We start from the raw sequence: 24,406 nt of genomic DNA, 5'->3' as shown, positions 1-24,406 counted from the left end.
GTGCCCTCAGGCATCCTGCGCCGGGCCTTCATAGGCCTCGACAATGCGGCCCACGATCGGGTGGCGCACCACCTCCTTGGCCGAGAAGCGCAGGCAGGAAATGCCCTCCACCCCCTCCAGCCGGCGCACCGCATCGGCCAGGCCCGAAGCGCCGGGCGTGGGCAGATCGACCTGGTTGGGATCGCCGCAAATCACCATGCGGCTGCGCTCGCCAAAGCGGGTGAGGAACATCTTCATCTGCAGCGGCGTGGTGTTCTGCGCCTCGTCCAGGATGATGAAGGCATTGGCCAGCGTGCGGCCGCGCATGAAGGCCAGCGGCGCAATCTCGATCTCGCCCGATGCCAGCCGCCGCTCCACCTGTTCGGCGGGCAGCATGTCATACAGCGCGTCATAGAGCGGACGCAGATAGGGATCGACCTTCTCCTTCATGTCGCCGGGCAGGAAACCCAGCCGCTCGCCGGCCTCCACGGCCGGGCGGGACAGGATCAGCCGGTCCACACTGCCGGAAATCAGCTGGCTCACCGCCTGCGCCACCGCCAGATAGGTCTTGCCGGTGCCGGCCGGGCCGAGCGCAAAGATCACATCAGACCGGCCCAGCGCCTCGATATAGCGCACCTGCGTCGGGCTGCGCGCCACGATGGTCTTGCGGCGGGTGCGGATGGCGGCGGTGGGGGCCGGGCCGGATTCGGCGTGCACCAGCCCATCCAGCATCGGTTCGGACATGATGGCAACCGCGCCCAACACATCGCCCGGCTCTATATCGCCGCCGCCCAGCAGGCGCTGATACAGGCTGGTGAGCACATCGCGGGCGCGGGCGGCGGCTTCGGCCTCGCCCTCCACCACCACGCGGTTACCGCGCGCGCTGATATACACGCCCAGCTGCCGCTCCAGCTCGATCAGATTCTGGTCATATTGGCCGAACAGCGGCCCCAGCAACTGCACCTTGTCGAACAAGATCTCCAGCTTCACCCGGTCTGTTGCCGTAACCGTTCCCCGCTGGTGCTTCTTCGACATCAGGCCGCTGTGCCTTCCCTGGTTGAAACCGGAACCGTTTCCACACTGTTGGGCATCGCGCCGACAATGTCCACCTCCACCAGATCGCCAATCCTGGCGCCGGGCAGGGAGACGATGGCCGATTGCAGCCACGGCGTCTTGCCGATCAGCTGCCCCGGCTTGCGGCCAGGCCGTTCCAGCAGCACGGTGCAGCGCCGGCCGATGGTGGAGCGGTTGAAGGCCAGGCTTTCCTCGGCAATCATCGCCTGCAACCGCTGCAGCCGCTCATCCTTCACATCTTCGGGCACCTGATCGGCCATGGTGGCGGCCGGCGTGCCGGGGCGGATGCTGTATTTGAAGCTGAAGGCGGCGGCATAGCGCACCTCGCGCACGATGCTCAGCGTCTCCTCGAAATCGGCTTCCGTCTCGCCGGGGAAGCCCACGATGAAATCGCCCGACAATGCAATGTCCGGCCGCGCGGCGCGCAGCTGCGCCAGGCTGGCCAGATAGGATTCGCGGGTGTGCGCCCGGTTCATCGCCTTCAGGATGCGGCTTGATCCCGCCTGCACCGGCAGATGCAGATAGGGCATCAGCTTGTCCACCTCGGCATGGGCGCGGATCAGTTCATCGTCCATGTCGCGCGGATGGCTGGTGGTGTACCGGATGCGGGCCAGGCCATCGATGGCGGCCAGTTCGCGGATCAACCCCGCCAGGTTCATGCCGCCGTGATAGGCATTCACATTCTGCCCCAACAGGGTGATTTCCTTCACCCCGCGCGCCACCAGCGCTTCGGCCTCGCGCAGCAGATCGGCCGCCGGCCGGCTGGTTTCCGGCCCACGGGTATAGGGCACCACGCAGAAGGTGCAGAATTTGTCACAGCCTTCCTGCACGGTCAGAAAGGCGCTGGCCTGGGTCACCTTGCGGGCCGGCAGCGCATCAAACTTGGGCACCGGCGGCATGTCGATATCGATCGCCCGCTGCTGGCGCGCCTGTTCCAGCAACTGCGGCAACCGGTGATAGGCGAGCGGGCCAACAATCACGTCCACTGCCGGCGCCCGCACCGCGATTTCGGCGCCTTCGGCCTGTGCCACGCAGCCGGCGGCAACAATCGTCGGCCGGCTGCCATCGGCGCGCGGCTGGCGCAGGCGGCCGATGTCGGAATAGAGCTTCTCCGCCGCCTTTTCGCGGATGTGGCAGGTGTTCAGCACCACCACATCGGCATCATCCGGGCTGTCGGCCGCGGTCATGCCTTCAGCGCTCAGCAAGTCGCCCATGCGCTCGCTGTCATAGACATTCATCTGGCAGCCAAAGCTCTTCACATGGAAACGCTTTGGAGTCTGGGTCGGGTCGTTCGTGCTCACGGCGCCGGCCATAGCGGGTTTGGCCGCACCGGTCATCAGGCTTCGCCGCGCATCAGCCGGCGATAACGCTGGCTGATCACCTGGTGGCAATGCCGGGCCAGCGCCTTGCGGTCGGGAAAATCGGCCGGGTCCACCGGATCATGGAACCAGATGTCGGCGCGCACCTTGCCCAGCTTCATGAAGGCCAGCGCGTGCGGGGCAAGCTCGGTATCGCCCACCCAGGCCAGATCGGGCAGCTGCCGCCGCGTCACCGGCAGGCCGTTCACCCGCGTATAGGCCAGCGTCACCGGCTGCACGCGGATGCCCGGCACATCGGCCACCACGGCAAACAGCGATGATTTGAACGGCCACACGCTCTGCCCGTCGCTGTTGGTGCCTTCGGGAAACAAGATGATGCTGCCGCCGGCCCGCAGCCGCTCGGCCAGCTCGTTCTTCTGCGCCGCCGCCGTCTGCCGCCGCTCGCGCGCCACATAGACGGTGTGGGCAAAACTGGCCAACCAGCCCACCGGGCCCCAGCCGCGCACTTCCGATTTGGCGACGAAACTGGCCTTGATATGGGCGCCCAGAACCGGAATATCCACCCAGCTCAGATGGTTGGCCACATACAGCACCGGGCCGTCTGGCGGTGGCTTGCCGTGGGTGTGGATCACCATGCCCAGCGACCGCGACAGGCCACGGTGAAAGATCCACGGGATATAGGGCCGGTTGCGCAGGGTGACGGCGCGCAGCAGCACCTCCAGCGGCACGGTCGCCGCCACGGTTGCCACCGCGCCCACCGCCGAACGCAGCGGGCCCAGCCGCCGCTGCGGCACCGGGGTGCGGGTCTGGATCGGGCGGGGGCTCACCACCCGATGTCAGGCCGGCTTCTTGATGGCCTGGGCATAAAGCTCCATGCGGTGATCCACCAGGCGATAGCCCAAACGCTCGGCAATGCGGCGCTGCAGCTCCTCGATTTCGGGATCGTGGAATTCGATCACGTCGCCAGTGTCGATATCGATCAGATGGTCGTGATGCTCCTCGCTCACCGTTTCATAGCGGGAACGGCCGCCCTGAAACTCGTGCCGCTCCAGGATGCCGGCCTCTTCAAACAGCTTCACGGTGCGATAAACGGTGGCAATCGAAATGCGCGGATCCACCTCCGCCACGCGGCGGTGCAGGGATTCCACATCGGGGTGATCGGTCACCTCGCCCAGCACCTGGGCAATCACCCGCCGCTGCTCGGTGATGCGCAGGCCCTTTTTCAGGCACAGCGCCTCGATATCGATGGCAACGCCCATCCTTGCCTCTCTTGCCCCACAGGCTTCCAGCGCCAACGCGCCCAAAGCCGAAATCGCCATCTGCCCACACCATCAAATACGGCGGATGCACCAGCGGGGCAAGCGCCGCCGGCAACGGCTGGGGCGAATGGCCCGAAATGCAAATGCCGCCCCCAGGCGACCAACCCGGGGGCGGCATTTCAATCATCAAGCCACTGGCCGGGTGTTCCCGTGCCGGCAGGCCCGAACCAGGCCGATCAGGCCGGGTTCTTGCGCGGGCGGCCGCGCGGCTTGGAGGTCTTCTTGGTGCCCAGGCCAATCGACTTGGCCAGCGTGCGACGCTGTTCGGCATAGTTGGGCGCCACCATCGGATAATCGGCCGGCAGGCCCCACTTGGCGCGATAATCATCCGGCGTCATGCCATAATGCGTCATCAGGTGACGCTTCAGCATCTTCAGCTTCTTCCCGTCTTCCAGGCACACGATGTAATCGGGCTTGATCGACGAACGGATGGAAACGGCCGGTTCCTGCTTCGGCGCCGGCGGTGCGGCCGGGGTGCCCAGGCGCGACAGCGTGGCATAGACATTTTCAATCACGCCCGCGACATCGGCCGGTGCAACCGTGTTGTTGGCAAAATGCGAAGCGACGATATCGGCGGTCAATGCCAGCAATTCTGTGTGGTTTCCTGAATTTTCTGTCATGTTGAATTCCTTGACCCTTGAACACTCACACGGATCCCTTCACCGTGTTGTGCGGGTCTGAACGCCTCAACATATTTTTGCAATAAAAAATTTCTGCACTTTATTCGTGCAATGCTGCTTTCATGGTTACTGCAGCGCGTTTGCTGCCATCTTTGCCAGTATAATAATCCCGTCGGCGACCAACCTCGCTGAATCCGACTCTGGCATACAGGTTGAGCGCCGCCGCATTGTCTTCGCGCACTTCCAGGAACAGCGCGCTGGCGCCGCGCGCCGACGCATCTTCTTGCACGCGGGCCAACAACCGCGCTGCGATGCCTTGCCGGCGCTGCGCCGGGTCCACCGCGATCAGCAGCAATTCCACCTCCGGCCCCAGCGACCGGCACAGGCTGAACCCCGTCGCCACCGCCCCGGCCATGGCCAGCCGCGCCCAGCAGCCGGGCATGGTCAAGGTGCCGGCCAGCTGCGGGGCCGACCAGGCCTCGCCATAGGCCGGATCAAAAGCGGCGTGCATCACCGCCATCATCGCATCCAGATGGCGCAGATCAGCCGGAACGATGGAAAAGGCCGGAATGGGCTGCACGGGCCAGGATTATGCCGCTCAATCGCCGGCGTAAAGCGCCTGGGTGCTGAGCAGCGCCGCATCAGGCACCAGTCCGGCAAAGCCGGCATCGGGATGATCACCATGCACGGCCGGCCGGCCCCACAACAGCGCCCCGGCCCCAGCCAGCGCCACCCCATCATCGGCCGGCCCAGCCAATAAGCCATGGCCACCGGCCATCAGATCGCGGCCCAGCCGCGCGCCCGCCACCTGGCCGCGCCCGGCATCGATCAGCGCCCACATCTGGCCCAGCCCGGCATCGGCGGCAAAGCCCTGCGCCGCCACCAGCGACAGCGCCGAAATCCCATGCACCGGCACGCCCCAGGCCAGGCCCAGCGCGCGGGCGCCGGCAATGCCGATGCGGATGCCGGTGTAGCTGCCGGGGCCCACATCCACCAGAATGCGGCCCGGCACACGGCCTGCCAGCAGCGCCTGCACCGCCGGCACCAGCGCCTCGGCATGGCCGCGCCCGATCAGTTCGTGGCGGCGCGCCAGCACCGCCGCCCCATCCACCAGCGCGATGGACAGGGCGGGCGATGATGTGGAGATTGAAAGCGTGGTCACAGGATGCGGGCAGCGTCCTCGAACGACAGGCGCGGCAGGCGCGGGAACAGGCCCTCGGCCGTGCCCTTGCCGATGGAGCAGATGAAGTTGGTCTCGATCCCGGTATCGCCCCAGAAGGCGGCATCCACGCCCGCCTTGTCAAAGCCTGACATCGGCCCGGTGTCCCACCCCAGCGCCCGCGCCGCCATGATCAGCCAGCCGCCCTGCAGCGACGAATTGCGGAAGGCGGTTTCGCGGGCAAACTCCGCGCTCCAGCTGAACCACGGCCGCGCATCGACATGCGGGAACAGCTCGGGCAGCCGGTCATAGAATTTGGGATCAAAGCCGATGATCACCGTCACCGGCGCGGCACGCACCTTGGCGGCGTTGTTGGCGCTCACCAGCCCGGCGAGCTTCTCGCGCGCATCGGCCGAATGGCAGAAGATGAAGCGCGCCGGCGAGCCATTGGCCGATGTCGGCCCCAGCTTCACCAGATCATAAAGCTGGCGCAGATCCGCTTCCGAAACCGGCGTGTCATCCCACGTGTAATGGGTGCGGGCTTCGGTGAACAATTGCGCCAGCGCGGCGCCATCAAGGGCAGGGCCGGCCATGATCAGACCGCCCGCACGTCGGTGACTTCGGGCACATAATATTTCAGCAGCGATTCAATGCCCATCTTCAGGGTCATCGTGCTCGACGGGCAGCCGGAACAGGCGCCCTGCATTTCCAGAAACACCGTGCCCTGGCGGAAACCGCGATACACGATGTCGCCACCATCCTCCGCCACCTGCGGGCGCACGCGGGTTTCGATCAGCTCGCGGATCTGCAGCACGATCTCGGCATCGGCGGGATCATCATCGGTGGCCACTTCCTTCACCGTATCGGTGAACAGCGGCGCGCCGCTGGTGAAATGATCCACCAGCACCCCCAGGATCTGCGGCTTCAGTTCCGGCCAGTCGGCACCGGCCGGATCGCGGGTGACCGAGACAAAATCATAACCGAAGAACACCCGCGTCACATCGCCCAGCGCATAGAGCGCCTTGCCCAGCGGCGAGGCGTCCGCCACCTCGGCCGTCGGCAGATCAACCCCATCGCCGCCGGTCACCTTCTGGCCGGGCCGGAACATCAGGGTGAGCGGATTGGGGGTATGTTCGGTTTCGATGAACATCGGCTGGTATCCTGCTGGTTGCGCCGCCGATATGGCCCAGCGCCGCCATGGCTTCAAGTCAATTCAGACGGGAACCGTCCTATATCGGTGCACGCCCCCAAGCCCGACCTCGTCATGCTGAAACAGCTCAGCATGACGAGTGGTCTTGAAGCAGTCCGCTCAGGCAATTGTCGCCAGCCGCTCCGGCTCCAGCCCGCCGGGCACCAGCATCAGCACGCACGGCAGGCTGCCGGCGCGCTCCCCGGTGAAGAAACTCACCAGCGGCCCCGGCGTGCCCCGGCTGGCCGTGCCAAGCACCAGCGCGCGGATGCCGGGATTTTCCTTTACATGCCCCAGGATCACGCTGGCCGGCTCGCCCTCCAGCACGGTGATGGCCGGGCGGGCGCCGGCCTCGGCCTCCGCTTCGCCGGCCAATTGCTCCAGCAGCGCCAGCGCCTCGTCCCGCGCCTCGGCGGCCATCACGCTCTGCAGGCTGCCGAAATGCATGAACTCGGTGGGGCGAACCACGCTCACCAGCCGCACATCGGCGCCCACGTGCGCGGCGCGCAGCACGGCAAAGCGCAGCGCCACCCGGCTTTCCGGGCTGTCGTCGATGACGACCAGATAGGTGGCAGCCTCATGCATGCGGGAAGCCTAGGCCTCAGACGCGGCGCGTCAAGGCCGCCGCCAGGCTGGTCGTCGCGCTGCCCGGTGCCTTGGGCGTAGGCTGGCCCGGCCCCGGCGCCCAGCCGGCGACATGGATGATCTCCACCGTCACCGCCGTCTTGCCGCCGTCGGCCATCGCGGCAAAGCGGCGGGCCGCCTCCATCAGCACATCGCGGCGCAGCGGCCGCCGCTCCGCCAGCACCGACCGCGCGCCCATCGCGGTCAGATCATCGATCAGGCCGAACAGGGTGGCATAGCGCAGCTGCAGGCGCTCCACATCGGCCACCGGCATGGCAAAGCCGGCGCGGCCCAACAGGCCGGCCGCAGCACTCGCCTCCACCATCGGCGCGGTGTGGCTGCCCGCCCCGCCGCTGATCGCGGCTTCGGCCTCCAGCAAACAGGCGCGCAATTCCACCAGGCTCATGCCGCCCACAAAGCTGGCGAGGAACAGGCCATCGGGCTGCAGCACCCGGCGGATGCCAGCCAGCGCGCCGGGCAGATCATTGACCGTCGTCAGCGCGCAGGCCGACACCACCAGGTCAAAACTGGCATCGGCAAAGGGCAGGGCGGCCTCGTCGGCCACCACGGCGGTTCCCGTCACCGGCGACAGGCTGGCGGCCACCGCGTCCGGCCAGGCGGGCACCGGGCCGCCCAGATCAAGCACGGATGTGAAGTTTCTTGCCACCAATGCCACGCGCTCGCGCAGCTCCTCCACCATGAACTGGTGCAGGAAATTCACCGCGGCAAAGCCCGGCGCGGCGCGGGCGTGGCGGCGGCGGCGCAGCGCGGCATCAAAGGGCAATGCAGCAGGAGGCTGGGGATTGGCCATGCGCACCCTTTACGGCAGCCGCCCATGGGCGCAAGCTTGGGCATGGCCACCCTGCTCCTTGCGCCGCTTGCCGGTCTGGTCGATCTGGTGCTGCCACCGCGCTGCCCCGGCTGTGGTGAAATCGTTGACGGCGATGATCGCTTCTGCGCCAACTGCTTCAACCAATTGGCCTTTATCGGCCCGCCCCAATGCGCCTGCTGCGGCGTGCCGCTGCCCCACGAAGGCGATGCGGCGGCCCGGTGCGGCGCCTGCCTGGCCGATCCGCCGGCCTTTGCCCGCGCCCGCGCGCCGCTGGCCTATGGCGGCCCGGCGCGCAGCGTGGTGCTGGCGCTCAAACATGGCCGCCGTCTGCACCTGGCCCGGCTGATGGCGCGCGCCATGCTGCGCAGCAATGGCCCGCTGCCCGATGATGCGGTGATCGTGCCGGTGCCGTCGCACCGATGGCGCCTGTGGCAGCGCAGCTTCAACCAGGCCGCTGAAATCGCTCGCCAAATTTCGCGCCAATCCGGCCGCCCGCTGGTGGTGGACGCGCTTGATCGTATCAAGCCAACCCCCAGCACCAAGGGTCTCACCCGCCAGGCCAGGCTCCGCAATGTCAGCGGCGCCTTCCGCGTCGCCCGCACGCACGCCATTGCCGGCCGGGCCGTGATCCTGATCGATGATGTGATGACAACCGGCGCAACCGTGTCAGCCTGTGCCGCGAAACTGGCAAAAGCCGGGGCGCGACATGTCGAGGTCTTGACCTATGCCCGCACCTTGCGCGAGGGGCAGGGGAATTTTGCGTTTTCATGAAGGGTGGTGGGCATATGGCCAGGGTCGAAATCTACACCAAATTCCTCTGCCCCTATTGCACGCGCGCCAAGGCGCTGCTCACGGGCAAGGGCGTTGCCTTTGAAGAGATTGACATTTCCACCGGCGGCCCGCGCCGCACGGAAATGCTGGAACGCTCCGGCGGCCGCCAGACGGTGCCGCAGATCTTCATCAACGGCACCCATGTCGGCGGCTGTGACGATATCCACGCCCTCGATCGCGCCGGCAAGCTGGACCCGCTGCTCGCCGCATGAGCCTGCCCATCGGCCTCATCCAGACCACAACCGGCATCGACCCGGCGGTCGAGGCCAGAACGCTGTCGGCCAGCATCGCCGAAGCCGCCGCACTGGGCGCACAATTGATCTTCACGCCCGAAATGAGCGGCCTGCTCGATCGCGACCGGGCCCGCGCCGCCTCTGCCATCCGCCACGAAGCCGATGATCCCGTGCTCGCCGCCGTGCGCGACGCGGCAGCAAAGGCCGGCGTGTGGGTGCATCTCGGCAGCCTCGCGCTCAAGGGCACAGGGGACAAGTTCGTCAACCGCGGCTTCCTGATCGCGCCCGATGGCGGCATTGCCGCCCGCTATGCCAAGATCCACCTGTTCGATGTGGCGCTCGGCAGCGAAAGCTGGCGGGAATCCGCGGCTTACGAGGCCGGGGAGGAGGCTGTTGTCGCCGCCACGCCGTGGGGCGGGCTGGGCCTGACCATCTGTTATGATCTGCGCTTCCCGGCGCTGCACCGGGCGCTGGCCACCGCCGGCGCGTCGATCCTGTCGGTGCCGGCAGCCTTCACCCGGCCCACCGGCCAGGCCCACTGGCATGTGCTGCTGCGCGCCCGCGCCATCGAAACCGGCTGCTTCGTCGTCGCTGCCGCCCAGACCGGTGAGCATCAGGATGGCCGCGCCACCTATGGCCACAGCCTGGTGGTGGCGCCGTGGGGGGAAGTGCTGCTCGACATGGGCGAAGCACCGGGCATCGGCCTTGCCACGCTGGATCTCGATCAGGTCGCGGTGGCGCGCGGCAAGGTGCCGGCGCTCGATCACGCCCGCCCGTTCCGGCTGGTGGCGCCATGATCGTCTATGATCTGGTCTGCGACCGGGCCCACCGCTTCGAAGCCTGGTTCGGCTCCAGCGCCGATTTCGATGATCAGCAGGCGCGCGGCCTGCTCGAATGCCCGTTGTGCGCATCAAAATCGGTGGGCAAAGCGGTGATGGCGCCCGCCGTGCCGGCCAAATCCAACCACAAGGCCGGCAGCCAAAGCCTCGCCAATGATGATCCCATGGCCCGGCTTCTGCAGCTCCAACGCCAGTTCGAGGCGCAGAGCGACTATGTCGGCGACCGCTTTGCCGAAGAGGCCCGCGCCATCCACCAGAATGGCGAAACCCGCAGCGTCCATGGCGAAGCCACTGCTGACGAGGTGAAGGCCCTGCGCGAGGAGGGGGTGCCGCTGCTGCCCCTGCCGTTCCGCCCGCGCGCCCGATCTGACGCCTGACTGTCCGATTTATACAATACGCGGTCTGCCACTGCCGGTTAGTCTTGCCGTGTCTGTCGATATCGGGGGACCATCGATGCGCTTGCTTTCCGCTGCAGTTACGGCTGCGCTGCTCACATCGCCGGCTTGTGCAGCCGTTGTCGCGTCCAGCCTCCCCTATCAGAACACCCCAGATTGGTCTGATGTGGTGTTCTCCGGCACCTCAATGACGGTCAACAGCGGAGTAGCGACCCTGACAACCGCCCCGATCCGCGGGGTGTGGTTCGGCTGGTCACCATCGTCCAACACACCGTCATGGTCGATTGCGCCGAACAGCCAGGGCAATCTGCTCAGCCTCACAGCAGCCTTCTCCTCGGGCGCTGATGACTGGCAGGCCTATTTTTACGATGGCACTGCCGGCGGCGCGATCTATTTCAACGCGACGCCCTGCAATCCCGGCACGACCAACTGCTACAATTTCAACGGCACGCCAGGGGCCACCATCTTTTTCAATGGCAGCTCCACCTTCATCCCGCTCGATACCACCCTGTTCCGCACCTATGAAATCCTCGTGCGCAACAGCGATGTGATCTACCGGATCGACGGCCAGCGCTATTCCGGCACGGCGCTGGCAGCCGGTGGTACGACCTTCCTGCTGGTGGGGGACAGCAGTGGCTCCAGCCCCAGTGGCACGGGGAGCATGATCATCAGCGGCGTGTCGTTCGATCGGGCCACCAGCGTGCTCGATCTGCCGTCAACCGTATCCGGCGTGCCCGAACCGGCCAGCTGGGCCATGCTGCTCGCCGGCTTTGGCCTGACCGGTGCCATCAGCCGCCGCCGACGGGTGCAAGTTTCCGCTTGAATCTCGCCGCCGGCCATGGCTGTGAAATCCCCGCGCACCCGTAGCTCAGCAGGATAGAGCGACGGTTTCCTAAACCGCAGGTCGCAGGTTCGAATCCTGCCGGGTGCACGTTCTTGTGGTCGCCAGCGCGCGGCCGATCTCCAACCCCTTGCCGTGGCTGCCACCCCGCTATCCTGCCTGCCCCGGCCGCTTGGCGCGCAAGGTTGGCGGCGCCTCCAGCGGATTGTCCGGCCAGGGATGCTTCGGGTATCGGCCCTTCAGCTCCTTGCGCACCTCGGCCCAGCTGCCGGCCCAGAATCCGGGCAGATCCTTGGTCACCTGGATCGGCCGCCCGGCCGGGGAGGTGAGGCGCAAGGTGATGGGCACGCGGCCATCCGCCACCATTGGGTGGCGCGCCAGGCCAAACAGCGCCTGACAGCGCACGTCCACCGCCGGGCCGCCATCGGCCGTGTAATCAATGGCATGGCTGCTGCCCGCCGGGGTTTCCAGGCGCTGCGGCGCGAACCGGTCCAGCGCCTGACGCTGCGGCCAGTCCAACCGGTTCAGCAGTGCGTCCACCAGCTGTGCGTCACCAATGTCCGACAGGCGCCGGCCCATGATCGGGGCCAGCCAATCGTCCAGACTGGCGAGCAGTGCGGCATCATCACTGGCCGGCAGAGCCAGCCCTTGCTGCGCAGCAAAGGCCAACCGGGCGCGCAGCATGCGGGCCGCATCACCCCAGGGCAGCAGGCTCAGCCCGCGCTCCGCCACGGCGGCCAGCAACACCTGCTTCACCCGCGCCGCGTCCGGCCGTTCCACCGGCTGGCGGGCCAGCACGATGGCACCCAAGCGGCGCTGGGTCTCGGCCGTCACCCCGGTGGTGGCCGGATCAAAACCAAACACCGGCCGGCTCTCGATGCGGTCCACCAGCTGCCGCTCGACATCGCCGTGCAGGCTGGCGCCCAGCAGCAGCCGCGCACCCGCCGCACTGCCACTGGCATCGGCGACCACAATCCAGCTCTCCCGCGCCAGTGGCGATTCCTGGGGCACCGCAACTGCCCGGCCATTGGCCATCAGAAAGGCCTCGCCGCGCCGCTTCGCCACCCGATCGGGATAGCCCAAGGCCAGCACCTCGCCGGCCCGCTCCTGCGGCGCCTCCGTCTCATGCGCGCCCACGGCCTTCGCCCAGCGTGCAGCCAATTTGCGCGCCGCTTCCGCGCGCTGGCCGCCCTCACGCGCCCAGCCGCGCAGCCGCTGTTCCACATCATCGCTGCGCCCGCCCAGCCCGCGCTCGCCCATCAGCACGGCGATGCGCGCGGCCAACAGGCCCAGCCCCTGCCCGGCCGCCGCAATCAGCATATGGGCCTGCGCCGGCGGCAGGGGCAGCGCCGCCATCGCCTCGCCATGCGCTGTCACCCGGCCATCCGCGCTGATCGCACCCAATGCGAGCAGCCGGGCGCGGGCATCAGCAACGCCGGCCGCAGGTGGCGGATCGCGCCACTTCAGCTGGGCCGGATCGGCCACCCCCCAGCGCGCGCATTCCAGCACCAGCCCGGCAAGATCCGCCTCCACAATCTCTGGCGGATCGAAGGGCGCACGCCCGGCGGTTTCGGCGGCCTCCCACAGGCGGATGGCCACACCCGGCGCCGTGCGGCCGGCACGGCCGGCGCGCTGGGTCACCGCCGCCTGGCTGGCCCGCACCGTCACCAGCCGCTGCAACCCCACGGCGCGATCGAGCTGCGGCCGCCGGGCGAGGCCGGAATCCACCACCACCCGCACGCCATCGATGGTGATGCTGGTTTCGGCGATGCTGGTCGCCAGCACGATCTTGCGGGTGCCGGCCGGCGCCGGGGCGATGGCGGCGCGCTGGTCCGCGCCCTCGCGCGCACCGTGCAGGCTGAACAGCGTCACATCCGGCGGCAGCCGCCCCTCCAGCCGCTCGGCGGTCCGCTCGATCTCGGCAACGCCGGGCAGAAAGGCCAGGATCGATCCCGCTTCCTCCGCCACGGCCTTGCGGATGGCACTGGCCATCGCATCCTCCAGCCGCAGCGCCGGATCACGACCGACGTGCCGGTGCTCGACTGGAAACATGCGCCCGGCCGATTCCACCACGGCCAGATCGGGGATGATGCCGGCAAAGCCCCCGCCATCCAGCGTGGCCGACATCAGCGCCAGCCGCAGATCGGGCCGCAATGCGTCGCGTGCCTCCAGTGTCAGCGCCAGGGCGAAATCGCTTTCCAGGCTGCGCTCGTGCACTTCGTCGAACAACACGCCGGCCACACCGGGCAGTTCGGGATCGGCCACCAGCATCCGCGTGAAAATGCCCTCCGTCACCACTTCGATCCGGGTCGCGGCCGACGTCTTGCTGTCCAGCCGGGTGCGATAGCCGATGCTGCGGCCCACCGGCTCGCCCAGCTGCTCGGCCATGCGTTCGGCGGCGGCGCGGGCGGCCAGCCGGCGTGGGGAGAGCAGGATGATCTTGCCTGCCTGCGCCCAATCTTCCCCCAACAGGGCGGGCGGCAGCGCCGTCGTCTTGCCCGCACCGGGCGGGGCAATCAGGGCCAATGGCCGGTTGGCGGCCAGGGCGGCCTGCACCTCGGCCAACACGGCCAGAACCGGCAGCATCAGAACGGCTTGACGATCACCAGCACCGCCACCGCCAGCGTCACCAGCGAGGGGATTTCATTGGCCATCCGCAGGCCCTTCTCGCTCACCGGCCGCTCGCCGGCGGCAAAGCGCTTCACCATGGCCACCATCCAGTGGTGGAACCAGGTGAGACCCAGCACAAACACGAACTTGGTGACCAGCCACAGCGGCCAGCCGAGATGGAAGGCCAGACTCAACCCGGCCGCCCAGCTCACCACCATCGCGGGTGACAGGATGATGCGGCGCAAGCGGCGGCAGCGCTCATCCCACAACAGCGCTTCGGGTGCACCCGGCGCGACCGGATGCCAATAGACGAGGAAGCGCGGGATCATGAACAGCCCGGCCATCCAGAAGATCACGAAGGCGACATGGAGGGCCTTGACCCAGAGATAGGCCTCCCCCAGCCAGCCGACGCCGAAATCGATCACTTACAGCGGCCTGCGCAGCAGATCGAACAGATGCTCGACATGGGCGATCGGCGTGTCCTGCAAAATGCCATGGCCCAGGTTGAAGATGTGCGGGCGGCCCGACAGCGCGTGGCGGATGCGCGTCACCGCCTGCTCCAGCGCCTCGCCGCCGGCGATCAACGCCAGCGGATCAAGATTGCCCTGCACTGGCATGCCCGGCGGCAGCATGGCATCGGCCCAGGCCGGATCCACCGTTTCATCCAGGCCCACGGCATCGACACCGGTTTCGGCGGCATAGGCCGCCAGCTTGGCGCCGGCACCCTTGGGGAAACCGATGATCGGCACATCCGGGTGACGCACCATCAGCCGGCCAACAATATCGGCATTGGGCGCGATCACCCAGCGTTCGAACTGCGCCGGGCTCAACGTGCCGGCCCAGCTGTCAAACAGCTGGATGGCCTGCGCGCCCGCCTCGATCTGGCCCGACAGATAATCCACCGTCACCGCCACGATCTTGTCGATCAGCGCCTGGAAGCGAGCGGGGTCCTTGTAGGCGAGGCGGCGGGTTTCGGCCTGGTCCTTGCTGCCATGGCCGGCCACCATATAGGTGGCGATCGTCCAGGGGCTGCCGGCAAAGCCCAGCATCGTCACCTTGGGATCGATGGCCTTGCGCACCTTGGCCACGGTTTCATAGATTTTCGCGAAGTGGAGCGGGTTGGGCTCCAGCATCGAGAAGTCGCCATCGCTGAGCGCCGGGGTCAGCTGCGGGCCTTCGCCGGGGCCAAAGGTCAGGCCCTGGCCCATGGCGTGCGGCACGATCAGGATGTCGGAAAACAGGATGGCGCCATCCATGCCAAAGCGGCGCAGCGGCTGGATGGTGATCTCGGCAGCCGCATCGCTGTCATAGACCAGCTCCAGAAACCCGCCCTTTTCGGCGCGCAGGGCACGATATTCCGGCAGGTAGCGGCCAGCCTGGCGCATCAGCCAGACGGGCGGCGGATCACGGCGCTCACCCTTCAGAACGGCGAGCAGCGGCGGGTCAATGTGGGTCTCTTCGGCCATCGCTCCCCTTGGCGGCAAGGCGCATCGCCGGTCAAGAGTGGAGACACACAGCCAATATCGAAAAAACTATATGAAAGGTTGCAGATGATAGTGGCGGCGTGAATCCTGGGGATCAAAGTTCGTGCCCGCATCCATCCACAGCCTGCGGCGGCAAGATTCTGCCGGAATCCGGCGAGTCGTGGCCGTTGTCCCCATTATCCACACCCCCGTCTGTGGATTCTTGCCTCTGGGTGTGACTCCGGGTGCGGGCCGTGGGCGATACCGGCGAAAAGCCGCTTGCTCCCATGTCCACACCGGCATTAACGCTTTGCCCTGATGCTTATCCACAGAGTCATGCCACCGGTTTTTGTGCGACCCTGCCGGTCTGGGGCTGCCGCATGACCAGTGGCGAGACCCTGCACCTGCATCTGATCAGCGATTCCACCGGTGAAACGCTGGAATCGGTGGCCAAGGCCAGCCTGGCGCGATTCGAAGGCGCAGAAGCCGTGAAGCATTTCTGGCCGATGGTGCGCAGCGAAGGCCATCTTGACCGGATCATCACCGAAGTGGCGAAAAAGCCCGGCCTCGTCATCTACACACTGGTCGATGGCGCTGTGCGTGACCGGCTGGAACAGCGCTGCGCCACGCTGGGCCTGCCGATGGTCTCCCCACTCGATCCCACCATCTCGGCCCTGTCCGAACTTCTGGGCCAGGCCGCCACCCGCCGCCCGGGCCGCCAGCATGTGATGGACGAGGCCTATTTCCGCCGGGTCGATGCCATCAACTACACGATGGTGCATGATGATGGTGCCCAGGCTGGATCTGAGGATCTGGAAGAGGCGGACATCGTCCTGCTCGGTGTGTCGCGCACGTCGAAAACCCCCACCTCCATCTATCTCGCCAACCGCGGCTACAAGACCGCCAATATCCCGCTGGTGCCACAATCGCCGCCGCCGCCGCATGTCTGGCAGGTCAGGGGCCCGCTGCTCGTCGGCCTCACCACCGCCACCGACCGGCTGGTGCAGATCCGCCGCAACCGCCTGCTCACCCTGGGGCAGACTCCCGACACCGACTATGTCGACGCCGAACGCATCGATGCCGAAGTGGCCTTTGCCCGCCGGCTGTTTGCCGATCACGACATTCCGGTCATCGATGTCTCGCGCCGCAGCATCGAGGAAACGGCCGCCGCCATCATCAACCTGCACCAGGCCCGGATCGAGCGCGCCTCATGATGCTCGTCCTCGCCAGCCAGTCGGCCGCGCGCCGCGCCATGCTCAGCGCTGCCGGGGTGCCCCACGAAGCGCTGCCGGCGCATGTTGATGAAGAGGGCATCACCGCCGGCCTGATTGCCGAGCAGGCCAGCCCCGAACGCATCGCCGATGCGCTGGCCGAAGTGAAGGCGCTGAAGATCAGCCGCCAGCATCCCGGCGCCCTGGTGCTGGGCGCAGACAGCGTGGTCGTCACCGCCGACGGCAGCCTGGTCAACAAGCCCGAAACCCGGCCGCGCGCCGAAGCCCAACTGCGGCAGCTGGCCGGCACCACCCACCGGCTGATTTCGGCCGCGGTCATCTGTGAAGCCGGCAAGCCGGTGTGGCGGCAGGGCGGCGCGGCGCGGCTGACGATGCGCACCCTGTCTGACGCCTTCATCGCCCGTTATCTTGATGCCGAAGGCGATGCCGTGCTGGGCTGCGTCGGCTGCTACCGCATCGAGGGCCTGGGCGCGCAGCTGTTCAACCGGATCGAAGGCGATCAGTTCGTCATCCGCGGCCTGCCGCTGCTCGCCGTGCTGGATTATCTGCGCGTGCGGGGGGTGATGCCATCATGATCGAACCCGCCGTCGCTGGCGTCATCGGCTGGCCGATCAAACATTCGAAATCGCCGCTGATCCACCGCTTCTGGCTCGGCAAGCTCGGCCTTGATGGCGATTACAGCCGCTTTCCCGTCGCGCCGGAGCGGCTGGGCGAATTCCTGAAGGCGCTGCCGGCAATGGGTTTGCGCGGCATCAACGTCACCATCCCGCACAAGCTGGCGGTGATGCCCCATCTCGATGCCATCGCGCCGGCCGCTGCCGCCGTGGGTGCGGTCAACACGATCACCATTGGCCCCGATGGCCGGTTGACCGGCCACAACAGCGACGTTGCCGGCATCACCGGCCCGGCCGGCAGCGCCATCGCCGGCCGGCCGATGCTGTTGATCGGCAGTGGCGGTGCGGCCCGAGCCGGGGCGGCGGCCGCGCGCATGGGAGGCGCCTCCGCGCTGTGGATCATGGCGCGCAATGCAGAGGCCGCCGCTGACCTGCTGGCCGCCAGCGGCCTGCCCGGCGGCGTGCTGGCGATGGATGCGGTGCTGCCCGGCGATATCGGGCTGTTGTTCAATGCCACCAGCCTCGGCATGGCGGGCCACCCGCCGCTCGATCTCGATCTGGCGCCGCTGCCGGCCGATGCCACCGTGTTTGATGCCGTCTATGCCCCGCTCGAAACCCCGCTGCTCGCCGCCGCCCGCGCCCGTGGCCTTGCCACCATCGATGGGTTGGCCATGCTGATCGGCCAGGCGGCGGAAGCCTTCGGGCTGTTCTTTGGCGCCGAAGCCCCGCGCCAATATGATGATGAATTGAGGAGCCTGCTGACGCGATGAGCCGCACCACCATCATCGGCCTCACCGGCTCGATCGGCATGGGCAAGTCCACCGTGGCGGCCATGTTCCGCAAACTGGGCGTGCCGGTGTTCGATGCCGATGCCGAGGTGCGGCGCGTGCAGGGGCCCGGCGGCCGTGCGCTGTCGGCCATCGAGGCGCTGTTCCCCGGCACCACCCATGCAGGCGGCCTGCACCGCGAAAAGCTCGGCGCGGCGGTGTTTGGCGACCATGCCAAATTGCGCCAGCTCGAACAGATCTTGCACCCGCTGGTCGCCGAAGCACAGAGCAGCTTCCTAAGCGCCCATCGGCTCACGCCCGCCATCGTGCTCGACGTGCCGCTGCTGTTCGAAAAGGGCGGCTGGCGGCGCTGCCACCTGACGGTCGTTGTCTCCGCCCCCTATCGCGTGCAGCGCGCCCGCGTGCTGGCCCGGCCGGGCATGACGCGCGAAAAATTCGCCGGCATATTGAAGGGCCAGATGCCCGACCGCGAGAAACGCGCGCTGGCCGATGTGGTGATCGAAACCGGCCGCGGCCGCCACGAAACATGGACCGCGGTGAAATCATTGGTGGACGGACTGTAGCGCTTGCCCTTCGGCCCCTTTGCATTACATGGGGTCCATGCGCGAAATTGTCTGGGACACTGAAACCACCGGCATCATGCCCGGTGATGGCCACCGCATCGTCGAAATCGGCGCAGTGGAAATGATCAACCGCACCATCACGGGGCGGACCTTCCACACCTATCTCGATCCGCAGCGCCCGATGCCCAAGGATGCCGAGCGGGTGCATGGCCTGTCGAGCGACTTTCTCACCGGCCAGCCGATCTTCGAACAGGTGATCGATGATTTCCTCGCCTTCATCGCCGATGCACCGCTGGTGGCGCACAATGCCGCCTTCGACATGGAGTTCCTGAACTGGGAACTGAAGCGCGCCGGAATGCCGATCATCCCGATCAGCCGCGCCATCGACACGCTGGAGATCAGCCGCAAGGCCAACCCCGGTGCCAAGCACACGCTGGATGCGCTGTGCACCCGCTATGGCATTGATCTTTCGGCTCGCACCAAGCACGGCGCGCTGCTCGATGCCGAGCTGCTGGCCCGTGTCTATATCGAGTTGACCGGAGGCCGGCAGATCGGATTCGACCTTGCCACCGGGGCCGCACAGGAAGAGACTGAATACGAGCGGGTGAGTCTGGCGCCACGTGTTCACCATGCCAGCGCGGAGGAGCTGGCAGCCCACGCCACCTTTGTGGCCGGCCTGAAAGACCCGCTCTGGCTGTCGTGACCGGCAGTAGTCGCTGGTCAGCAGCGCACAAGGAGAATCAAGGCATGGATATCCGCATTTCAGGGCACCAGGTCGATACCGGGGCCGCCTTTGGCGAACATGTGCACGAACGGCTTGGTGCGATGGTGGCGAAATATTTCCCCCGCGCCCTGTCCGCCCATGTCACGCTCGGGCCGGCGCCTTATGGGCATTTCGCATGCGACATCGTCATGCATGTGATGGCCGATCTGATCCTGAAGGGCTCGGCGCGCGCCGCCGATGCGCATGTCGCCTTCGATGGCGCCGCCGATCGCATCGACAAACAGCTGCGGCGCTACATGCGCCGCCTGAAGGATCGCCATTCCCCCGCCGCCGGCCGCACCGCGCCGGAAGTGGCAGAGCTGCCGCCACTCGACAATGCCGAATACAAGATTTTCGCTGCCGCGCCCGATGATGTGGAGCCGGCCGGTGACGCCCCGCTGATCATCGCCGAAACCCGGGTGGACATTCCCACCGCCAGCGTTGGCGATGCGGTGATGATGCTCGATCTCAGGAACACCACCGCCCTGTTGTTCGTCAACAGCGCGACCGGCGATCACAACATGGTCTATCGCCGCGAGGATGGCACCATCGGCTGGGTCGAGCCCCGGGCCCAGTCGGCCGGAGCGCCACGCCGCGCGGTGATGGCCGGCTGACCGGAACCATCGTGGGAAGCGCCGCCCAGTCTGCCGGTTTTGCCGGCCTGCTGCTCGCCAACGGGATCATCCCCGGCCTGGCGGCGTTTTCCCGTGATGCCGTGCTGATGGCGCTGGCCCGCCATGCCGAGGCTGAACTTGGCATCCCGGCGATCATCGTTAACGAGGCATTGCGCACCCGCGAGGCGCTGGGTTCGACCAGCTTTGGCGGCGGCGTCGCGATTCCGCACGCCCGGCTGGCCGGGCTGGACCAATGCCAGGCGGCGCTGGCCCGCCTGCCGCAGCCGATCGACTGGCAATCCAGCGATGGCGAACAGGTTGATGTCGTGGTGCTGCTGCTCTCCCCCGAAACGGCGGGCAGCGATCATCTGAAGGCGCTGGCCCGGATCAGCCGCACCCTGCGCGATCCGGCCACGCTGCCGGCCATCCGCGCCGCTGCCGATGCCGCCGCCATCCGCGCCATCATCACCGGCGACACCCGCGTTTCAGCATGAGCGAGGCTGAGCTGCCGCGGCTGGTCAGCCGGCTGCGGGTTGATTGGCTGTTGCGCCAGGTCGCGGCCCGGGGCGGCTTTGGCGCCGTGCTGGCGCGCGGCGATGCCGAAGCCGGCGCCATTGCCGTGGTCGCCCGCAGTGGCGGCAACGAAGAGCTGCTGGCCCCGGTGCTCGGCGCCGCCGGCTATGAAATGGCGGTGATGGCCAGCGGCGATGCCGTGCCCGGCTGGATCGAACGGGCGCGTCGGCGCGACCCGGATTTGTGGGTGATCGAACTGGATATCCCGCAGGCGGCTCAACTCGTCGCGCAAATACTGTCGCCCGGTTGATTGCCAACCCCTAGCTACGCTGTAACCCTTGCCATGGTTGCAGGGGCGATCCGGAACATCAAAAGCCAGGCGGCGCGGTTGATCGCGGCGGCCATGCTGATGGCCGTTGCCGCCCCGGCGCTGGCCGAAACCAGCCTGCCGATCCTGCCCGGTGAGGATGACCGCGTGGTCGCCGCTGCCGCTGGCCAGCCGGCTGCCGGCACCTCCGGCCTCGCCAATCTGGTGCAGATGGTCTCCACGGCGCCGGCTGCCACGGATGCCGAACTGGATTGCCTCGCCACCGCCGTCTGGTTCGAAAGCCGGGGTGAGGCGCTGGAAGGCCAGCTCGCCGTCGCCCAGGCCGTCGTCAACCGCGCCCAGTCCGGCCGTTGGGGCAAGGGTGTGTGCGGCGTCATCAAGGCCCCGCGCCAGTTCAACTTCATCGCCGCCAAGGTGCAGCGTGGCACCGCCACCTTCACCACCGCGCTCGCCGTGGCCCGCATCGCCATGCAGGGCCTGTGGCACGACATGGCCGAAGGCGCCCACAGCTTCCACGCCGCCCGCCTCAACCCGCGCTGGCGCCTGACCCGCGTCGCCCGCATCGGCAACCACGTCTTCTATCGCTGAAGCACTGGCCCGCCAGGGCTTGCTGTTCCCCATGCGTTCCGCCAAGATGGCGGCATGGCCCATCATCTCACCGCTGCTGACGTGCTGCGCGGCACCTGCCGCTGGCTGCTGCGCGCCGGGGTTGCGCCGCTGGCCGAAGTGCCGCTGTCCGGCGGCCGCCGCGCCGACCTATTGGGCGTCGATGCCGCCGGCCGGCTGACGCTGGTTGAAATCAAGGTCAGCCTTGCTGATCTGCGCGGCGACCGGAAATGGACCGACTATCTCGATCATTGTGACCGCTATTTCTGGGCCGTCCCCGCCGGCCTGCCGCTGGATGATCTGCACACGCCATCCTTCCGCCCAGAGGAGACCGGCCTGATCATCGCGGATCGCTTCGATGCGGAAGGCGTGCGGGATGCCCCCTGGCGCCCGCTCAACGCCAGCCGACGCAAGGCCATCACCCTCAATCTCGCCCGGCGCGGGGCGCAGCGCTGGCTGGCGCTCACCGATCCCGAAAGCCTGGCCTTCGGGATCGATTGAGCCCGACTATTTCGGGGACCGCTTGGCCAGGATGCGCTGCAGCGTGCGGCGGTGCATCTTCAACCGGCGCGCGGTTTCCGACACGTTGCGGTCACACAGTTCATACACGCGCTGGATATGCTCCCAGCGCACCCGGTCGGCCGACATCGGCTCCGGCGGCGCTTCCGGGCGGGTGCCGCCATCGGCTGACAGCGCCCGCACAATGTCTTCCGGGTCGGCCGGCTTGGCCAGATAATCGATGGCGCCAGCCTTCACTGCCGCCACTGCCGTGGCCAGATTGCCATAGCCGGTCAGCATCACGATGCGCACATCCGGGCTCATCGCGCGCATCTCGGCGACGAGGTCGAGGCCGTTGCCATCCTCCAGCCGCATGTCCACCACGGCGTGGCTTGGCTTCAGCCGCGCGGCTTCCACCCGGGCTTCGGAAATGCTGCCGACGGAGGTGACAGCAAAGCCCTTACGCGCCAGCAGCACCGACAGGCGTTGACGGAACGGAGCATCATCATCCACCAGCAGCAGCGGGCGGCCTTCGGCTTCAGGCTCGGTTGCCATCGTCAATACTCCTCTTGCCCCTGAACAGGTTCATTAACCTCAAATACTTCCCTTGGCCAGCGCACGTCCACGCGGGCCCCGCCCTCGGGCCGGTTGGAAAAGGCCAGCCGGCCGCCGGTGCGTTCGATCAGCGTCGTCGCGATGAACACACCCAGCCCAGTCGAATCCGATTTCGATCGCGACGGCCCCAGCATCGGCTCGCCCAGCCGTGGCAGCAGATCGGGCGGAAAGCCAAAGCCGTCATCCAGCACGGCGATGCGGATTTCCGATGGCGTCACGATGCTTTCCATCCGCACTTCGGTGCCGGCATGGCGCACCGCGTTCGACACCAGGTTGTTCAGCGCGTGCAGCAATTCCGGGGACCGCTGCACCAGCGGCTGTGGCGGCCCGGCCACCACCTTCACCGGCACCCGCGTCGGCTTCACGCTCTGCGACACCTCGTGCAACAGCAGGTCCAGCGTCAGCACTGCAAACGGGTCCTCCGCCTCGGCCCGGGTCGAAAGCTCCTTCATGATGCGGCGACTGCGCTTGGCCTCTTCGCCCAGAAGGCGGATATCGTCGCCAAAATCCGGATCATCGCCCAACTGTTCTTCCAGGCTGTGGGCAATCAGGCTGATCGAGCCCAGCGGCCCGCCCAGCTCGTGCGCGGCCGCCGCCGCCAGGCTGCCCAGCGCGTTCATGCGGGCTTCGCGGGTCAACGCCGCTTCGGTGGCCACCAGCGCCCGCGCCCGGTCGCGCGCCTCGGCCGACACCATCCACAGATAGGTCGCCAGAAAGCCGATCGCCAGCGCATAGGCGATCAGCATGCCCACCCGGTACACCAGCGGAAAGTCCGGCGGCGGCCCCGCCCAGGGCAGCGGCTGCGCCCACAGCCACACCACCATCAGCACCCCGCAGGCCAGCGCCACCAGCGGCCCCATGTCGCGCGCGCGCAGCAAGGTGGCCGCAATGGTCACCGGCACGATCAGAAGCAGCGCAAAGGGATTGGCCAACCCGCCGGTGAGGAACAACAGCACCCCGGCCTGGATCAGGTCAAAGGCCAGATGCAGGCTCAATTCCCGGCCGGTCATCCGGTCGGTGCGTTCATACAGGGTTGAAAGCCCGATGTTGAGGATCATCGACGCGCCAACCGCGGCCAGCAGCGATCCCCACGGCAGCGGGAATTCAAACCACAGCCCCACCACCAGCAAGGTGATGAACTGCCCGAAAATCGCAATCCAGCGGATATTGGCCAGCGTGCGCACCCGCACACTGGGGCGATCAAACGCCGCTGCCGCAATCGATGGCCGTTCCATCGCCATCGCCTAGTCCTTTGCCCCACCCATGCCCATGCGGCGCATGGTTCCAGCCACTTGGCCCTTACATCGGCCCCTGCATCTTGGCCGGCGCCTTCACCGCCACATCCTTCATCAACTTGGCAATCGCCCCGGCGCGCGGATCCGCTTCGGCGGCGACGCGGGCGGAAATCCCGCTGTTGTCTGCCAGGTCGGGATTGGCGCCTGCATCGATCAGCAGCTTGGCGGTATCAGTATCGCGCGCCTGCACCGCCTTCAACAGCGCGGTTTCGCCCAGCCGGTTCTGCAGATTCACCTGCGCCTTCAACCGCACCAGCGTCGCCACACCTTCCGACCAGCGGCTGATGCTGGCCAGGATCAACGGCGTGTTGCCATCGCGATCCTTGGCGTTGAGGTTGGCACCCTTTTGATAGAGCAGGCCCAGCCAGCCCAGATCGGCGCGCTTGGTGACAATGTGGATTGGCGCCTCGCCGGTGTCGCCATCGCGCACATTGACGATCGTGGTGCCCGGCTTGTCGGCCAGCTCGATCGCCTTGTTGACGTCGCGCTCCTTCACCGCCTTGATGAAGTTGTAGCTGTCGGAAAATTGTGCCGCGGCCGGGCTGGCCAGGGCCAGCATCACCATCACGGCCATCATCTGGCTTTTCATCGACAAGCGCCCACCTTTCGCCCTATGCGTGACTGGATGATAGCGAATAACCAGTTGAGCC

General features: G+C 67.2%; 32 protein-coding genes and 1 tRNA gene. 16 read left to right on the top strand and 17 right to left on the bottom strand.

What is annotated here, in order from left to right:
- Positions 1–6: 6 nt before the first annotated feature.
- The 11 genes from AC6BOR_RS09320 to AC6BOR_RS09270 form a co-directional block, all read right to left on the bottom strand.
- Positions 7–1,014 (bottom strand): PhoH family protein, encoded by a 1,008-nt coding sequence (locus AC6BOR_RS09320; RefSeq protein ID WP_498058183.1) that lies wholly within the window; start codon positions 1,012–1,014, stop codon positions 7–9.
- The gene (miaB, locus tag AC6BOR_RS09315; protein WP_498058182.1) at positions 1,014–2,354 is read right to left on the bottom strand and encodes a tRNA (N6-isopentenyl adenosine(37)-C2)-methylthiotransferase MiaB; all 1,341 of its coding nucleotides are present in this window, start codon (positions 2,352–2,354) and stop codon (positions 1,014–1,016) included. The genes AC6BOR_RS09320 and miaB overlap by 1 nt, the downstream gene beginning before the upstream one ends.
- A gap of 35 nt (positions 2,355–2,389) precedes the next feature.
- Positions 2,390–3,199, bottom strand: coding sequence for a lysophospholipid acyltransferase family protein (locus tag AC6BOR_RS09310; RefSeq protein WP_498058181.1), 810 nt, complete (start codon positions 3,197–3,199; stop codon positions 2,390–2,392).
- Between the two features lie 9 nt (positions 3,200–3,208).
- Positions 3,209–3,631, bottom strand: coding sequence for a Fur family transcriptional regulator (locus AC6BOR_RS09305; RefSeq protein WP_086115409.1), 423 nt, complete (start codon positions 3,629–3,631; stop codon positions 3,209–3,211).
- 236 nt (positions 3,632–3,867) lie between these two features.
- Positions 3,868–4,311, bottom strand: a complete 444-nt coding sequence (locus AC6BOR_RS09300) for a Ros/MucR family transcriptional regulator (protein ID WP_498058180.1) — start codon at positions 4,309–4,311, stop codon at positions 3,868–3,870.
- Positions 4,312–4,411: 100 nt separating this feature from the next.
- On the bottom strand, positions 4,412–4,891 hold the full coding sequence (gene rimI, locus AC6BOR_RS09295) for a ribosomal protein S18-alanine N-acetyltransferase (protein ID WP_498058179.1): 480 nt from the start codon (positions 4,889–4,891) through the stop codon (positions 4,412–4,414).
- 18 nt (positions 4,892–4,909) lie between these two features.
- Positions 4,910–5,473: a tRNA (adenosine(37)-N6)-threonylcarbamoyltransferase complex dimerization subunit type 1 TsaB gene (gene tsaB, locus AC6BOR_RS09290; RefSeq protein WP_498058178.1), complete on the bottom strand. Its 564-nt coding sequence runs from the start codon at positions 5,471–5,473 to the stop codon at positions 4,910–4,912.
- On the bottom strand, positions 5,470–6,063 hold the full coding sequence (locus AC6BOR_RS09285; protein WP_498058177.1) for a malonic semialdehyde reductase: 594 nt from the start codon (positions 6,061–6,063) through the stop codon (positions 5,470–5,472). Before AC6BOR_RS09285 ends, tsaB begins: the two co-directional genes overlap by 4 nt.
- Before the next feature lie 2 nt (positions 6,064–6,065).
- The gene (locus tag AC6BOR_RS09280) at positions 6,066–6,620 is read right to left on the bottom strand and encodes a NifU family protein (protein WP_498058176.1); all 555 of its coding nucleotides are present in this window, start codon (positions 6,618–6,620) and stop codon (positions 6,066–6,068) included.
- Between the two features lie 159 nt (positions 6,621–6,779).
- Complete coding sequence (locus AC6BOR_RS09275) at positions 6,780–7,244, bottom strand: universal stress protein (RefSeq protein WP_498058175.1); 465 nt, start codon at positions 7,242–7,244, stop codon at positions 6,780–6,782.
- 16 nt (positions 7,245–7,260) lie between these two features.
- Positions 7,261–8,094 carry a class I SAM-dependent methyltransferase gene (locus AC6BOR_RS09270; RefSeq protein ID WP_498058174.1) on the bottom strand — a complete coding sequence of 278 codons (834 nt, stop codon included), beginning with the start codon at positions 8,092–8,094 and terminating at the stop codon, positions 7,261–7,263.
- Between the two features lie 42 nt (positions 8,095–8,136).
- On the opposite strand from AC6BOR_RS09270, the gene AC6BOR_RS09265 reads away from it, so the two are divergent.
- The 6 genes from AC6BOR_RS09265 to AC6BOR_RS09240 all read left to right on the top strand — a co-directional run bounded on the left by AC6BOR_RS09265 (position 8,137) and on the right by AC6BOR_RS09240 (position 11,344).
- Positions 8,137–8,886 (top strand): double zinc ribbon domain-containing protein, encoded by a 750-nt coding sequence (locus tag AC6BOR_RS09265; protein ID WP_498058173.1) that lies wholly within the window; start codon positions 8,137–8,139, stop codon positions 8,884–8,886.
- Between the two features lie 14 nt (positions 8,887–8,900).
- Positions 8,901–9,158: a glutaredoxin 3 gene (grxC, locus tag AC6BOR_RS09260; RefSeq protein ID WP_086115402.1), complete on the top strand. Its 258-nt coding sequence runs from the start codon at positions 8,901–8,903 to the stop codon at positions 9,156–9,158.
- Positions 9,159–9,160: 2 nt separating this feature from the next.
- Positions 9,161–9,976 (top strand): carbon-nitrogen hydrolase family protein, encoded by an 816-nt coding sequence (locus tag AC6BOR_RS09255; protein ID WP_498060640.1) that lies wholly within the window; start codon positions 9,161–9,163, stop codon positions 9,974–9,976.
- Positions 9,973–10,395, top strand: a complete 423-nt coding sequence (locus AC6BOR_RS09250; RefSeq protein ID WP_498058172.1) for a DUF1178 family protein — start codon at positions 9,973–9,975, stop codon at positions 10,393–10,395. Before AC6BOR_RS09255 ends, AC6BOR_RS09250 begins: the two co-directional genes overlap by 4 nt.
- A 76-nt stretch (positions 10,396–10,471) precedes the next feature.
- Positions 10,472–11,236 (top strand): PEPxxWA-CTERM sorting domain-containing protein, encoded by a 765-nt coding sequence (locus AC6BOR_RS09245; RefSeq protein ID WP_498058171.1) that lies wholly within the window; start codon positions 10,472–10,474, stop codon positions 11,234–11,236.
- 34 nt (positions 11,237–11,270) lie between these two features.
- Positions 11,271–11,344: transfer RNA gene (locus AC6BOR_RS09240), tRNA-Arg, on the top strand.
- A gap of 60 nt (positions 11,345–11,404) precedes the next feature.
- On the opposite strand, the gene hrpB is transcribed toward AC6BOR_RS09240, so the two are convergent.
- From hrpB to hemE, 3 genes are read right to left on the bottom strand one after another with little or no spacing between them, the layout of a single operon-like run.
- Positions 11,405–13,840 (bottom strand): ATP-dependent helicase HrpB, encoded by a 2,436-nt coding sequence (gene hrpB, locus AC6BOR_RS09235; RefSeq protein ID WP_498058170.1) that lies wholly within the window; start codon positions 13,838–13,840, stop codon positions 11,405–11,407.
- On the bottom strand, positions 13,840–14,289 hold the full coding sequence (locus AC6BOR_RS09230; RefSeq protein WP_498058169.1) for a CopD family protein: 450 nt from the start codon (positions 14,287–14,289) through the stop codon (positions 13,840–13,842). Before AC6BOR_RS09230 ends, hrpB begins: the two co-directional genes overlap by 1 nt.
- Positions 14,290–15,330, bottom strand: a complete 1,041-nt coding sequence (hemE, locus tag AC6BOR_RS09225; protein ID WP_498058168.1) for a uroporphyrinogen decarboxylase — start codon at positions 15,328–15,330, stop codon at positions 14,290–14,292.
- A 377-nt stretch (positions 15,331–15,707) separates the two neighbouring features.
- Between hemE and AC6BOR_RS09220 the strand changes: the two genes are divergently transcribed.
- From AC6BOR_RS09220 to AC6BOR_RS09175, 10 genes are read left to right on the top strand one after another with little or no spacing between them, the layout of a single operon-like run.
- Entirely contained in the window at positions 15,708–16,541 is an 834-nt protein-coding gene (locus AC6BOR_RS09220) for a pyruvate, water dikinase regulatory protein (RefSeq protein ID WP_498058167.1), read from the top strand.
- The gene (locus AC6BOR_RS09215) at positions 16,538–17,134 is read left to right on the top strand and encodes a Maf family protein (protein WP_498058166.1); all 597 of its coding nucleotides are present in this window, start codon (positions 16,538–16,540) and stop codon (positions 17,132–17,134) included. Before AC6BOR_RS09220 ends, AC6BOR_RS09215 begins: the two co-directional genes overlap by 4 nt.
- The gene (locus AC6BOR_RS09210) at positions 17,131–17,943 is read left to right on the top strand and encodes a shikimate dehydrogenase family protein (protein ID WP_498058165.1); all 813 of its coding nucleotides are present in this window, start codon (positions 17,131–17,133) and stop codon (positions 17,941–17,943) included. Before AC6BOR_RS09215 ends, AC6BOR_RS09210 begins: the two co-directional genes overlap by 4 nt.
- The gene (gene coaE / locus AC6BOR_RS09205) at positions 17,940–18,524 is read left to right on the top strand and encodes a dephospho-CoA kinase (protein ID WP_498058164.1); all 585 of its coding nucleotides are present in this window, start codon (positions 17,940–17,942) and stop codon (positions 18,522–18,524) included. Before AC6BOR_RS09210 ends, coaE begins: the two co-directional genes overlap by 4 nt.
- Positions 18,525–18,561: 37 nt before the next feature.
- Positions 18,562–19,227: a DNA polymerase III subunit epsilon gene (gene dnaQ / locus AC6BOR_RS09200; protein WP_498058163.1), complete on the top strand. Its 666-nt coding sequence runs from the start codon at positions 18,562–18,564 to the stop codon at positions 19,225–19,227.
- Between the two features lie 44 nt (positions 19,228–19,271).
- Positions 19,272–19,901, top strand: coding sequence for a ribosome hibernation-promoting factor, HPF/YfiA family (hpf, locus tag AC6BOR_RS09195; RefSeq protein ID WP_498058162.1), 630 nt, complete (start codon positions 19,272–19,274; stop codon positions 19,899–19,901).
- Positions 19,902–19,912: 11 nt separating this feature from the next.
- Positions 19,913–20,395 (top strand): PTS sugar transporter subunit IIA, encoded by a 483-nt coding sequence (locus AC6BOR_RS09190; RefSeq protein WP_498058161.1) that lies wholly within the window; start codon positions 19,913–19,915, stop codon positions 20,393–20,395.
- Positions 20,392–20,724 carry a DUF1491 family protein gene (locus tag AC6BOR_RS09185; RefSeq protein ID WP_498058160.1) on the top strand — a complete coding sequence of 111 codons (333 nt, stop codon included), beginning with the start codon at positions 20,392–20,394 and terminating at the stop codon, positions 20,722–20,724. Before AC6BOR_RS09190 ends, AC6BOR_RS09185 begins: the two co-directional genes overlap by 4 nt.
- Positions 20,725–20,757: 33 nt before the next feature.
- On the top strand, positions 20,758–21,330 hold the full coding sequence (locus AC6BOR_RS09180; protein WP_086115376.1) for a cell wall hydrolase: 573 nt from the start codon (positions 20,758–20,760) through the stop codon (positions 21,328–21,330).
- 54 nt (positions 21,331–21,384) lie between these two features.
- Complete coding sequence (locus tag AC6BOR_RS09175; protein WP_498058159.1) at positions 21,385–21,849, top strand: MmcB family DNA repair protein; 465 nt, start codon at positions 21,385–21,387, stop codon at positions 21,847–21,849.
- A gap of 6 nt (positions 21,850–21,855) precedes the next feature.
- Here AC6BOR_RS09175 and AC6BOR_RS09170 read toward each other — a convergent pair whose 3' ends face one another.
- From AC6BOR_RS09170 to AC6BOR_RS09160, 3 genes are read right to left on the bottom strand one after another with little or no spacing between them, the layout of a single operon-like run.
- Positions 21,856–22,401, bottom strand: coding sequence for an ActR/PrrA/RegA family redox response regulator transcription factor (locus AC6BOR_RS09170; RefSeq protein WP_086115374.1), 546 nt, complete (start codon positions 22,399–22,401; stop codon positions 21,856–21,858).
- 2 nt (positions 22,402–22,403) lie between these two features.
- Positions 22,404–23,702 (bottom strand): ActS/PrrB/RegB family redox-sensitive histidine kinase, encoded by a 1,299-nt coding sequence (locus AC6BOR_RS09165; RefSeq protein ID WP_498058158.1) that lies wholly within the window; start codon positions 23,700–23,702, stop codon positions 22,404–22,406.
- Between the two features lie 58 nt (positions 23,703–23,760).
- Positions 23,761–24,345, bottom strand: a complete 585-nt coding sequence (locus AC6BOR_RS09160) for an ankyrin repeat domain-containing protein (protein ID WP_498060639.1) — start codon at positions 24,343–24,345, stop codon at positions 23,761–23,763.
- Positions 24,346–24,406: the final 61 nt, after the last annotated feature.

This window comes from Sandarakinorhabdus sp. FBCC-B8862 (assembly GCF_059745315.1).
Note: the sequence above shows the minus strand (reverse complement) of the source record. Positions and strands in the feature narration are given on the sequence as shown.

Bases quoted from the DNA above. Each gene is read 5' to 3' on its own strand.
- AC6BOR_RS09320 (WP_498058183.1), bottom strand. From the start codon at position 1,014: ATGTCGAAGAAGCACCAGCGGGGAACGGTTACGGCAACAGACCGGGTG.
- AC6BOR_RS09305 (WP_086115409.1), bottom strand. From the start codon at position 3,631: ATGGGCGTTGCCATCGATATCGAGGCGCTGTGCCTGAAAAAGGGCCTG.
- AC6BOR_RS09300 (WP_498058180.1), bottom strand. From the start codon at position 4,311: ATGACAGAAAATTCAGGAAACCACACAGAATTGCTGGCATTGACCGCC.
- AC6BOR_RS09285 (WP_498058177.1), bottom strand. From the start codon at position 6,063: ATGGCCGGCCCTGCCCTTGATGGCGCCGCGCTGGCGCAATTGTTCACC.
- AC6BOR_RS09280 (WP_498058176.1), bottom strand. From the start codon at position 6,620: ATGTTCATCGAAACCGAACATACCCCCAATCCGCTCACCCTGATGTTC.
- AC6BOR_RS09275 (WP_498058175.1), bottom strand. From the start codon at position 7,244: ATGCATGAGGCTGCCACCTATCTGGTCGTCATCGACGACAGCCCGGAA.
- AC6BOR_RS09270 (WP_498058174.1), bottom strand. From the start codon at position 8,094: ATGGCCAATCCCCAGCCTCCTGCTGCATTGCCCTTTGATGCCGCGCTG.
- AC6BOR_RS09265 (WP_498058173.1), top strand. From the start codon at position 8,137: ATGGCCACCCTGCTCCTTGCGCCGCTTGCCGGTCTGGTCGATCTGGTG.
- grxC (WP_086115402.1), top strand. From the start codon at position 8,901: ATGGCCAGGGTCGAAATCTACACCAAATTCCTCTGCCCCTATTGCACG.
- AC6BOR_RS09250 (WP_498058172.1), top strand. From the start codon at position 9,973: ATGATCGTCTATGATCTGGTCTGCGACCGGGCCCACCGCTTCGAAGCC.
- AC6BOR_RS09245 (WP_498058171.1), top strand. From the start codon at position 10,472: ATGCGCTTGCTTTCCGCTGCAGTTACGGCTGCGCTGCTCACATCGCCG.
- hrpB (WP_498058170.1), bottom strand. From the start codon at position 13,840: ATGCTGCCGGTTCTGGCCGTGTTGGCCGAGGTGCAGGCCGCCCTGGCC.
- hemE (WP_498058168.1), bottom strand. From the start codon at position 15,330: ATGGCCGAAGAGACCCACATTGACCCGCCGCTGCTCGCCGTTCTGAAG.
- AC6BOR_RS09220 (WP_498058167.1), top strand. From the start codon at position 15,708: ATGACCAGTGGCGAGACCCTGCACCTGCATCTGATCAGCGATTCCACC.
- AC6BOR_RS09215 (WP_498058166.1), top strand. From the start codon at position 16,538: ATGATGCTCGTCCTCGCCAGCCAGTCGGCCGCGCGCCGCGCCATGCTC.
- AC6BOR_RS09210 (WP_498058165.1), top strand. From the start codon at position 17,131: ATGATCGAACCCGCCGTCGCTGGCGTCATCGGCTGGCCGATCAAACAT.
- coaE (WP_498058164.1), top strand. From the start codon at position 17,940: ATGAGCCGCACCACCATCATCGGCCTCACCGGCTCGATCGGCATGGGC.
- dnaQ (WP_498058163.1), top strand. From the start codon at position 18,562: ATGCGCGAAATTGTCTGGGACACTGAAACCACCGGCATCATGCCCGGT.
- hpf (WP_498058162.1), top strand. From the start codon at position 19,272: ATGGATATCCGCATTTCAGGGCACCAGGTCGATACCGGGGCCGCCTTT.
- AC6BOR_RS09185 (WP_498058160.1), top strand. From the start codon at position 20,392: ATGAGCGAGGCTGAGCTGCCGCGGCTGGTCAGCCGGCTGCGGGTTGAT.
- AC6BOR_RS09180 (WP_086115376.1), top strand. From the start codon at position 20,758: ATGGTTGCAGGGGCGATCCGGAACATCAAAAGCCAGGCGGCGCGGTTG.
- AC6BOR_RS09175 (WP_498058159.1), top strand. From the start codon at position 21,385: ATGGCCCATCATCTCACCGCTGCTGACGTGCTGCGCGGCACCTGCCGC.
- AC6BOR_RS09170 (WP_086115374.1), bottom strand. From the start codon at position 22,401: ATGGCAACCGAGCCTGAAGCCGAAGGCCGCCCGCTGCTGCTGGTGGAT.
- AC6BOR_RS09165 (WP_498058158.1), bottom strand. From the start codon at position 23,702: ATGGCGATGGAACGGCCATCGATTGCGGCAGCGGCGTTTGATCGCCCC.
- AC6BOR_RS09160 (WP_498060639.1), bottom strand. From the start codon at position 24,345: ATGAAAAGCCAGATGATGGCCGTGATGGTGATGCTGGCCCTGGCCAGC.